Source organism: Streptomyces sp. NPDC059853 (assembly GCF_042731495.1).
Lineage (GTDB): Bacteria > Actinomycetota > Actinomycetes > Streptomycetales > Streptomycetaceae > Streptomyces.
This window is the reverse complement of sequence record NZ_JBHWJL010000232.1, coordinates 1-8,471: the sequence shown is the minus strand read 5'-3', so window position 1 is coordinate 8,471 and position 8,471 is coordinate 1. Positions and strand designations below refer to the sequence as shown.

At 73.7% G+C, this 8,471-nt stretch carries 8 protein-coding genes and 1 riboswitch; of the genes, 3 read left to right on the top strand and 5 right to left on the bottom strand.

Features of this window, described 5'->3' with window-relative positions; translation table 11 throughout:
- Positions 1-19: 19 nt before the first annotated feature.
- The 3 genes from metE to ACFV5N_RS20865 form a co-directional block, all read right to left on the bottom strand.
- Entirely contained in the window at positions 20-2,344 is a 2,325-nt protein-coding gene (gene metE, locus ACFV5N_RS20875; RefSeq protein WP_385601925.1) for a 5-methyltetrahydropteroyltriglutamate--homocysteine S-methyltransferase, read from the bottom strand.
- A gap of 176 nt (positions 2,345-2,520) precedes the next feature.
- Positions 2,521-2,708, bottom strand: a riboswitch (cobalamin riboswitch).
- Between the two features lie 89 nt (positions 2,709-2,797).
- Positions 2,798-2,959: a hypothetical protein gene (locus tag ACFV5N_RS20870; RefSeq protein ID WP_385601922.1), complete on the bottom strand. Its 162-nt coding sequence runs from the start codon at positions 2,957-2,959 to the stop codon at positions 2,798-2,800.
- Positions 2,956-3,555 carry a helix-turn-helix domain-containing protein gene (locus ACFV5N_RS20865; RefSeq protein WP_385601919.1) on the bottom strand — a complete coding sequence of 200 codons (600 nt, stop codon included), beginning with the start codon at positions 3,553-3,555 and terminating at the stop codon, positions 2,956-2,958. Before ACFV5N_RS20865 ends, ACFV5N_RS20870 begins: the two co-directional genes overlap by 4 nt.
- 183 nt (positions 3,556-3,738) lie before the next feature.
- Here ACFV5N_RS20865 and ACFV5N_RS20860 point away from each other — a divergent pair, with 183 nt between their 5' ends.
- Together ACFV5N_RS20860 and ACFV5N_RS20855 are read left to right on the top strand one after the other, a co-directional pair.
- Positions 3,739-5,505, top strand: a complete 1,767-nt coding sequence (locus tag ACFV5N_RS20860) for an ABC transporter ATP-binding protein (RefSeq protein ID WP_385601916.1) — start codon at positions 3,739-3,741, stop codon at positions 5,503-5,505.
- Between the two features lie 177 nt (positions 5,506-5,682).
- Positions 5,683-5,871, top strand: coding sequence for a DUF5708 family protein (locus ACFV5N_RS20855; protein WP_385601913.1), 189 nt, complete (start codon positions 5,683-5,685; stop codon positions 5,869-5,871).
- Here the strand turns inward: ACFV5N_RS20855 and ACFV5N_RS20850 are convergent.
- On the bottom strand, positions 5,844-6,332 hold the full coding sequence (locus ACFV5N_RS20850; protein WP_385601910.1) for a GNAT family N-acetyltransferase: 489 nt from the start codon (positions 6,330-6,332) through the stop codon (positions 5,844-5,846). The two genes, ACFV5N_RS20855 and ACFV5N_RS20850, sit on opposite strands and share 28 nt — an antisense overlap.
- A gap of 22 nt (positions 6,333-6,354) precedes the next feature.
- Positions 6,355-7,230, bottom strand: a complete 876-nt coding sequence (locus ACFV5N_RS20845) for a sigma-70 family RNA polymerase sigma factor (protein WP_385601907.1) — start codon at positions 7,228-7,230, stop codon at positions 6,355-6,357.
- Between the two features lie 230 nt (positions 7,231-7,460).
- Here ACFV5N_RS20845 and ACFV5N_RS20840 point away from each other — a divergent pair.
- A partial coding sequence (locus ACFV5N_RS20840; RefSeq protein ID WP_385601904.1) for a porin PorA family protein occupies positions 7,461-8,471 on the top strand: 1,011 nt, incomplete at its 3' end.

Below are 8,471 nucleotides of genomic sequence, written 5' to 3'. Positions count from 1 at the left end.
GCCGGTCACCGCATGCCCGTCAGGCGCCCGCCACCGGCAGCCCCTCGCGCACCTCGCGGGCCGCCGTCACCAGGTTCTCCAGCGCGGCGCGCACCTCCGGCCAGCCCCGGGTCTTCAGACCGCAGTCCGGGTTGACCCACAGCCGCTCGGCCGGGATCGCCGAAAGACCCTTGCGCAGCAGCGCCGCCACCTCCGTCGCGTCCGGCACCCGCGGCGAATGGATGTCGTACACCCCCGGGCCGACCTCGCGCGGATACCCGGCCGCACCCAGCTCGTCCGCCACCTGCATGTGCGAACGGGCCGCCTCCAGGCTGATCACATCCGCGTCCAGCTCGTCGATCGCCCGCAGGATGTCGCCGAACTCGGCGTAGCACATGTGCGTGTGGATCTGGGTGTCCGGCCGCACCCCGGCCGTCGTCAGCCGGAACGCCTCCGTCGCCCACGCCAGGTACTCCGCACGCCCGGCCTCCCGCAGCGGCAGCGTCTCGCGCAGCGCCGGCTCGTCCACCTGGATCACCGAACTGCCCGCCGCCTCCAGGTCCAGCACCTCGTCCCGCAGCGCCAGCGCCATCTGCCGGGCGGTCTCCGCCCGCGGCTGGTCGTCCCGGACGAAGGACCAGGCCAGCATCGTCACCGGGCCGGTCAGCATGCCCTTCACCGGACGCTCCGTCAGCGACTGCGCGTACCGGGTCCAGCGCACCGTCATCGGCTCGGGCCGGGCGATGTCCCCGGCCAGGATCGGCGGCCGGACATACCGGGTGCCGTACGACTGCACCCAGCCGTGCCGGGTGGTCAGCGCCCCGGTCAGCTGCTCGGCGAAGTACTGCACCATGTCGTTGCGCTCCGGCTCCCCGTGCACCAGCACATCGAGCCCGGCCCGCTCCTGGAAGCCGATCACCTCCCGGATCTCGGCCGCGATCCGCTCCTCGTACGCCGTCTCACCGATCCGCCCGGACCGCAGATCGGCCCGCGCGGTGCGCAGTTCGCCGGTCTGCGGGAAGGACCCGATGGTGGTGACGGGCAGCAGCGGCAGCCCGAGCCGGTCGTGCTGCGCCGCCGCCCGGTCCGGGTACGGCTGCGAGCGGCGGTGGTCGGCGTCGGTCACCGCGGCGGTACGGGCCCGTACCGCCGGGTCGTGGGCGAGCGGCGAGTTGGCCCGGGAGGCCAGGTCGGCGCGGTTGGCGGCCAGCCGCGCGGTGATCGCGCCGGTGCCCTCGCCCAGTCCGCGCGCCAGGGTGGCCAGTTCCTCCGCCTTCTGCCGGGCGAACGCCAGCCAGCGCGCCAGCTGCGGATCGATGTCCCGCTCCGCGGCGGCGTCCAGCGGCACGTGCAGCAGCGAGCAGGAGGCCGCCACATCGACCCGGTCGGCCAGCCCGAGCAGCGTGCCGAGGGTGCTGAGCGAGGCACCGAGGTCGTTGATCCACACATTGCGGCCGTTGACCACCCCGGCCACCAGCCGCTTGCCGGGCAGCCCGCCCGCCGCGGCCAGGTCCGGCAGATTCGCCGCCGCCGGGCCGGTGAAGTCCAGCGCCAGACCCTCCACGGGCGCCTTCGCCAGCACCGGCAGCGCCTCGCCGAGCCGGTCGAAGTAGGAGGCCACCAGCAGCTGCGGCCGGTCGGTCAGCGCGCCGAGATCGCGGTAGGCGCGGGCGGCGGCGTTCAGCTCGGCGGGTGTGCGGTCGGCGACCAGCGCCGGCTCGTCCAGCTGCACCCACCGCGCCCCGGCGGCCCGCAGATCGGCCAGCACCTCCGCGTACACCGGCAGCAGCCGGTCCAGCAGCGTCAGCGGCTCGAAGTCGGCGGCGACCCCCGGCGCGGGCTTGGCCAGCAGCAGGAAGGTCACCGGGCCGACCAGCACCGGGCGGGCGGTGTGCCCGAGGGACAGCGCCTCGGTGAACTGCGCCACCTGCGCGCGCGAGTCGGCCCGGAAGACGGTGTCGGGCCCCAGTTCGGGCACCAGGTAGTGGTAGTTGGTGTCGAACCACTTGGTCATCTCCAGCGGCGCCACCTCCTGGTTGCCGCGGGCCATCGCGAAGTAGCCGTCCAGCGGGTCGGCGTCGACCGCCGCACGGTGCCGGGCCGGTACGGCGCCCACCATGACGCTGGTGTCCAGCACATGGTCGTAGTACGAGAAGTCACCGGTGGGCACCTCGTGGATGCCGGCCTCGGTCAGCCACTGCCAGTTGTCGCGGCGCAGCTGCCGCGCCGTGCGGTGCAGTGCGGCGGCGTCGACGCGGCCCTTCCAGTAGCCCTCGACGGCCTTCTTCAGCTCCCGGCCCGGCCCCTGCCGGGGTACGCCGTACACGGTCGCCCGTGCTGCCGCGGCTGCGGACTGTGCGGTCACGGAACTCTCCTTCGCGAGTCTCACTCCGATGACCGATGGCCCTGCGGGGGCGCGAAGAGGCGATCGCCGCCGGGGGAGGGGACACGGGATACCGCCGCCGTGCCGAACCGCCTGCCGCGTGACGCCGACCCGCCCTCGAAGGTCACCGGTGACCGCGCGCGGGTGCGCGCGGGCAGTGGCAGGTCTTCGGACTCGCGGGCGTTTCCCGTCGGATGACGAGGCGTCCTAGTGGCCGTCGCTTCCCGGAGCCGGGCGGCTCCAGTGCGTATGACGGCGGTCGTTCCCGCTCACCGCTGCGGGGCAGTCCCGGATTCCCACCGGGTTCCCTCTTGCGACGCGTCTGCCTGGCGGGCAGGGCGAACCAGCTGCGGAGCCAGCCTAAGCGCTGTGCCCGGTCGGTGGACACCCCGTTCGCATGCCGGACGGGGCGCGTCGCCCGGGCCGGGAGACCGGCTACTGAGCGCGGGAACCCGCCCAGATCATCAGGAAGATCAGGCCCACCACGAGATGGCCCAGCACCCCGTAGAGGAAGAACCGGGGGAGGAACCCGGGCGGCAGCTCGCCGCCCTTCTTCTTCGCCTGCTCCGGCTTGTCGTGACGTTCGCCGTCGGTCATGGCCGCACGGCCTCCCTTCCGTTACCGCCCAGGCACAGCTGGGTGGCCCCGCTGCGCAGCAGGGTGTGGACGAACAGCAGCTGGACGCCCTCCGCTCCGGCCGCGCCGATCCGGTGCGGGGTGAGCGAGTCGAAGTGCGCGCTGTCGCCGGGCTCCAGGAGCTGGACGGATTCGCCGAGGGCGAGCCGCAGCCGGCCGTCGAGGACGTACAGCCACTCCTCGCCCGGGTGGACCCGTACGAGGTCGTCCTGGCCGCCGCCGTACGGGACCTGGACCCGCAGCGCCTGCATGGCGCGGGAGGGCCCGCCGGCCGGCCAGTACGTCCAGCCGTCCGCCTCGCGCGCCCCCGGGCCGCCGCCCCGGGTGACCGGGTCGGCGGTGGCGGGGACCTCGCCCAGCAGCTCGGCGACCGTCGTACCGTAGATCCTGGCCAGGGCCAGCAGCATCGGCAGCGAGGGCTGCCGCCCGCCGGTCTCCAGCCGGGACAGATGGGCGGGGGACAGGCCGGCCCGGCTCGCCGCCGCCTCCAGGGTCAGCCCGGCCCGGGTGCGCAGGTCGCGCAGCCGGGGTGCCATGGCGGGCAGCTCGGGTGTCATGGCTCCGATCGAACCAGCGCTTCGCCTCTGAGGCAAATTTCTTGTCCGAGAGGCAAAAACGCCCTGCGTCCGACCGCCCTCCGGAACGCCCTGTCGGGTGCTGGGCGAGGCGGGTAGAGTTCCGTCGGAAAGCGCTTGCTACGGCTTACTGAGACCCTGCCCAGGTTCGGAGGAACCTCCCGCATGGCAACGCCCGAAGGGCCGCTCGACCACCACTACCGTGGCGAACACCCCGTACGAACCCTCGCCTATCTCTTCCGCGGCAGCCGCCACCGGATCGCCGGCGCTCTCGGCGTCTTCGTCGTCAAGCACAGCCCCGTCTGGCTGCTGCCCCTGGTCACCGCCGCCATCGTCGACACGGTGGTGCAGCACCTGCCCATCAGCCAGCTGTGGAGCAGCGCCGGCGTCGTCATGATCATCCTGATCATCAACCCGCCGCTGCACCTGCTGTACGTCCGGCTGCTGTACGGCAGCATCCGCCGGGTCGGCACCGCGCTCCGCTCCGCCCTGTGCACCCGGATGCAGCAGCTGTCCATCGGCTACCACTCCCGGGTCAGCGCCGGGGTGCTCCAGGCCAAGGTGGTCCGCGACGTCGAGACCATCGAACAGATGGTGCAGCAGTCCTCGGACACCGGACTCGGCGCCATCACTGTCCTCGTCGGCGGCCTGGTCATCATCGGCGTCCGCACCCCCGAGTTCCTCCCGGTCTTCCTCATCGTGGTCCCCGTCGCCGCCCTCCTGGTGATGCGGCTGCGCACCCGGCTGCGCACCCACAACGAGGAGTTCCGGCACGAGGTGGAGAACCTCTCCTCCCGCGTCACCGAGATGACCCGGCTCATCTCGGTCACCCGCGCCCACGGCCTGGAGCCCAGCGCGCTGCGCCGCATGGACCACACCCTGGGCAACGTGCTGCGCTCCGGGCTGCGCCTGGACCTGCTGAACGGCCGGTTCGCCTCACTGGCCTGGGTCTTCCTCAACGCCCTCGGCGTGCTCTTCCTCACCGGCTCCGCGCTCATCGCCTACTACGAGGTGTGGGACCTGACGGCCGGCGACGTGGTCATGCTCAGCGCGTTCCTCACCACCCTCACCAACTCCACCACGACCCTGATGGGGCTGGCCCCGGTCATCACCAAGGGCCTGGAGTCGGTCCGTTCGGTCGGTGAGGTCCTCCAGGCGCCCGCCCTGGAGGACAACGAGGGCAAGGCCGTCGTCACCGAGGTGGGCGGGGCCATCGAGTTCGAGAACACCGGGTTCCGCTACGAGGACGCCGAACGGCCCTCGGTGCGCGACTTCACCCTCTCCGTCCGGCCGGGCGAGACCATCGCCCTGGTCGGCGCCTCGGGCGCCGGGAAATCCACCGTCCTCAACCTCGTCATCGGCTTCATCCGGCCCACCAGCGGCCGGCTGCTGCTGGACGGCGCCGACATGAACACCCTCGACCTGCGCACCTACCGGCGCTTCGTCTCCGTCGTCCCGCAGGAGTCGATCCTCTTCGAGGGCACCATCCGGGAGAACGTCGCCTACGGCATGGACGACGTCGACGACGACGCGGTGCGGGCCGCCCTGCGCGACGCCAACGCCCTGGAATTCGTCGACCGGATGCCCGGCGGTCTGGACGCGGTGGTCGGGGAGAGCGGCGGCCGGCTCTCCGGCGGACAGCGGCAGCGGCTCGCCATCGCGCGCGCCCTCATCCGCAACCCCCGGGTGCTGATCCTGGACGAGGCCACCTCGGCGCTCGACACCCGCTCCGAGGCGCTGGTCCAGGAGGCGCTGGGCCGGCTGGTGGCCGGCCGCACCACCTTCGTGGTCGCCCACCGGCTGTCCACCGTGCGCAACGCCGACCGCATCGTCGTCATGCGCGACGGCGGCATAGCCGAGATCGGCACCCATGAGGAACTGCTGGCGCACGGCGGCGCGTACGCCGGACTCCAGCGCGGCCAGCTCAGCTGACGGCCGGGCGGGCCGGCGGCCGGCCAGGGCCGCCGGCCCGCCTCTTTCGTACGACGGCGGGTCCGGCGGGTCCGCCGAAGGATGCAGCGCACGATCCTCCGCGCGAGGGACGGACGGGGCCCCGTCCGTCCCTGGGCCGGACAGCACATTCCCGACGCGTGCGAGAGCGAGCGACCCATGACCCGTGCGGCCCGGCACACCGCGGAAGGCACGGCCGCCCTCCTGATCGGCCTCGGCCGGTGGGCGTTCGCCGGCGCGGTGGAGGTCCCGGTCGTCGAACTGCCCAAGGCCGGGGTGGTCCTGGCGGTGGTCGGCGGCGCCCAGGCGCTGTACGGCGCCTACACCGCCGTCAGGGCGCGCCGGTAGCGGATCCCCGGCTGCCCGCCGATCTCCGTGGCGCCGACCTCGGTGAACCCGCTGCGGCCGAGGACCGCCCGGGAGGCCGCGTTGTCCCGCGTGGTGCGCGCGGTGAGCGAGCCCAGACCGTACGCGCGGACCGCGAGACCGCACAGTCCGGCGACCGCCGCCGTGGCCACGCCCCGGCCCGCCGCCCGCTCACCGATCCGGTAGCCCAGCTCGGCGCTGCCACCGGCCACATCCACCAGATTGATCCGGCCGATCAGCTCACCGCCCTCGCCCAGCACCACATGGAAGCGGACGGCGCCCGTCTCCTGCTCGGCCAGCAGCGCCCGGTGCCGGTCGGCGAACTCCGCGAAGTACGCGTCGCCCCGGTCCGGCACCGAACGGGCGAAGTACGCGCGGTTCTCCCGCTCGAAAGCCAGCAGCGCCTCCGCGTGCTCCGCCCGCAGCGGTTCCAGGGTGATCATGCCGGGCAGTGTACGGAGCCGGTCACTCCTCCAGCAGCCGCATTTCCATCGCCGCCAGCCGCACCGGGTCGCCCACCGTGTCCATCGCGGTGATCCGGCCGTCCTCGACGGTGAAGAACGCCACCGCCACCGTGCCGCCACCGGACCGGGTGACCGCCGCGAGCCGCCCGTCCACCAGCGCCGGACGTCCGCCGCCGTATGCCGCGGCGAACGCGGCCGCGCCGCGCGCCAGCCGGTCGGCGCCGCGCACCTCGCTCCCGTCGTCCGAGCGCATCACCACATCCGGGTGCAGCACCGCCACCAGCCCGGCCAGGTCCCCCTCCCTGGCGGCGGCCAGGAACGCCCGCACCACCTCCCGCCGCCGGGCGTCCTCCGCCCCGCCGCCCGCGCCCGGGTCCGCGCCCCGGACCCGGCGCCGCGCCCGCGACGCCAGCTGCCGCGTCGCCGCCTCGCCGCGCCCCACGATCGGCGCGATCTCCTCGTACGGCACCGCGAACATGTCGTGCAGCACGAACGCCAGCCGCTCCGCCGGGCTCAGGGTCTCCAGCACCACCACCAGCGCGGCCCCCACCGAGTCCGCCAGCAGCGCCGCCTCCTCCGGGCCCGCGCCCGGCCCCGCGGTGGGCGGCGCGGCCCGCTCGTACCCCTCGGGCAGCGGCTCCTCCGGCCGGGACCCGCGCGAGCGCAGCAGGTTCAGACAGACCCGGCCGGTGATGGTGGTCAGCCAGCCGCCGAGGTTCTCCACCCCGGCCGCGCCCGCCCGCGCGGCGCGCAGCCACACCTCCTGGACGGCGTCCTCGGCCTCCGCCGCCGAGCCGAGCATCCGCCGGGCCATGGCCCGCAGCCTCGGCCGGTGCTCCTCGAACCGTGCCGCCAACTCCTCGCGTCCGTCCCGCACACCGTCCTCCTCGCGCCGCGACCGTCACCCGTGATGACCCGCCGCGCGGCCCGGTTGTGACGCGTGCCCAAGCCGTTACCCGCGAGTACTGCCCATGTTATTGACGGTTCACTGCCACAACCCTAGGTTGACCGGGCGGTTGACCGGAGGACGTGGGCACAGGGGGTTTCCCGGCCACCGCCTCCGGGCTGTCGTACATCGTCGTGCGCGCCTGCTTTCGGGAGACAACCATGCGGAAAAGCACCTGGATTCTGTCGGGAACGGCCGCCGTACTGGTGGCCGCGTCGGCCGTCACCCGATTCGCGGTCTATCCGGAGGTGCACCAGCTCCCCTCCGACACCGACAGCGTCTTCGCGTACACCGGCACCGCCTCCCTGCTGAACGCCGCCGCCCTCGAACAGGGCGACGTGGCCAACGCCTTCCTCAGCGACATACCGGTCACCGTCGAGCGCCACGTCCAGGTCGTCGACACCGACGGCGGCACCGCCGTGGTCAGCGACGACGTGACGGTCTCCGGGCCCGACGGCTCCGAGCTGTCCAGCACCTCGCACCGCTGGGCCGTGGACCGCACCGACCTGGTGAACAGCCCGGCGCCCGAGGGCAGCGAGGCCGAGGAACACCAGGGGCTGGTGATCTCCTGGCCGCTGGAGCCGGAGGAGAAGGACTACACCTTCTGGGACCCGACCACCGCCACCGAGGCCCCGGCCGTCTACGACCGCACCGAGGACCTGGAGGGCCGCACCGCCTACGTGTTCGTCGTCGAGGCGGCCGGCCCGCTCGGCGAGCCCGCGATCGCCGAACGGCTCCCGCAGGCCCTGCCGAAGGACCTGCTCGCGGGCATCGCGCAGACCCTCCCCGCCGACCAGCTGCCGCCGCCCCAGGCCCTGGAGGCGCTGCCCGACCCCGTACCGCTGACGTACGCGGCCACCGTGCAGCGGACCGCCTGGATCGACTCCGAGACCGGCATGGTGCTCGACGGCTCGCTGGAGCAGACCATCGTGGCCCAGACGGCGGGCCCGGACGGGCAGCCGGTCACACTGGCGCCCGTCAACGCCATGTCGCTCCAGGGCACCGAGGACGGCGTGGCCGAACGCGCCGACGACGCCGCCGAGTCGGCCCGGATGCTGTGGTTCGTCCGGGTCCTGGCCCCGCTCGGGCTGCTGGGCGCGGCGATCGTGCTGCTCGCCCTCGCCGCGGCCCTGGAGGTCAGGTCCCGCCGCGGCACCGGCACCCACGAGCCC